Source organism: Gluconacetobacter tumulisoli, from assembly GCF_014174155.1.
In the GTDB taxonomy this organism is placed as follows: domain Bacteria; phylum Pseudomonadota; class Alphaproteobacteria; order Acetobacterales; family Acetobacteraceae; genus Gluconacetobacter; species Gluconacetobacter tumulisoli.
Map to the genome: position 1 here is coordinate 1 of NZ_JABEQM010000041.1, position 1499 is coordinate 1499.

Annotated in this window: 1 protein-coding gene; it reads left to right on the top strand. The window is 65.6% G+C overall.

What is annotated here, in order from left to right; all coding sequences use genetic code 11:
- The coding region (glnA, locus tag HLH28_RS17830) for a type I glutamate--ammonia ligase (protein ID WP_246396400.1) at positions 1 to 1419 on the top strand (1419 nt) is incomplete at its 5' end.
- Between the last annotated feature and the right edge of the window lie 80 nt (positions 1420 to 1499).

The following is a 1499-nucleotide window of genomic DNA, read 5'->3' on the forward strand; positions in this document are numbered from 1 at the left end:
TCCCCCGACGCGGCATCCGTCGCGAAGGTGTTCAGCCTGATCCAGGAACATTCGGTGGAACTGGTGGACCTGCGCTTCACCGATCCGCGGGGCAAGTGGCACCACACGACGCAGCACGTCTCGACGATCGAGCAGGACACGTTCCGCGACGGCTTCATGTTCGACGGGTCGTCGATCGCGGGCTGGAAGGCGATCAACGAGAGCGACATGGTGCTGCTGCCGGACCCGGCGACGGCGGTGATGGACCCGTTCTCGGCCAAGCCGCAGCTGATCCTGATCTGCGACATCATCGAACCCTCGACGGGCCAGTTCTACAACCGCGACCCGCGCGCGACGGCCAAGCTGGCCGAGGCCTACCTGAAGTCGACCGGCCTGGGCGACACGGCGTTCTTCGGGCCCGAGGCCGAGTTCTTCATCTTCGACAGCGTCCGCTTCGGGACGGGGCCGAACTACGGCACCTACCAGCTGGACAGCATCGAGGGCCCCGGCGCCTCGCTGAAGGACTATCCCGAAGGCAACATGGGCCATCGCCCGGGCGTCAAGGGCGGCTATTTCCCCGTCGCCCCGGTGGACAGCGAGGGCGACCTGCGCGCCGAGATGCTGACGACGATGGGCGAGATGGGCCTGCCGATCGAAAAGCACCATCACGAGGTCGCGCAGTCCCAGCACGAGCTGGGCACCAAGTTCGCCACTCTGGTGCAGTCCGCCGACTTCATGCAGATCTACAAATACTGCGTGCACAACGTCGCCCATTCCTACGGCAAGACGGCGACCTTCATGCCCAAGCCGATCTACGGCGACAACGGGTCGGGCATGCATGTCCACCAGTCGATCTGGAAGGCCGGCAAGCCGGTGTTCGCCGGCAACGGCTATGCCGACCTGTCCGACCAGGCGCTGTATTACATCGGCGGCATCATCAAGCACGCCAAGGCGCTGAACGCCTTCACCAACCCGTCGACCAACTCCTACAAGCGGCTGATCCCGGGCTTCGAGGCGCCGGTGCTGCTGGCCTATTCCGCGCGCAACCGCTCGGCCTCGTGCCGCATTCCCTATGCGACCAGCCCGAAGGCCAAGCGCGTCGAGGTCCGCTTCCCCGACCCCACCGCCAACCCCTACCTGGCGTTCGCCGCCATGCTGATGGCCGGCCTGGACGGGATCAAGAACAAGATCCATCCCGGCGACGCCATGGACAAGGACCTCTATGACCTGCCGCCCGAGGAGCTGAAGCAGATCCCCACCGTCTGCGGATCGCTGCGCGAGGCGCTGGAGGCCCTGGCCGCCGACCACGAGTTCCTGCTCGCCGGCGGCGTCTTCACCAAGGACCAGATCGAAAGCTACTGCGCCATCAAGTGGCAGGACGTGTTCAAGTTCGAACACACCCCCCACCCGGCCGAGTTCGAGATGTACTACTCGGTCTGATCCGCAACCCGGATCAACCGATCAGGGCGCCGGGCCGGCAAGGGCCGGCGCCCTTTTTCATGGGGCTTTGCCCCATGCCC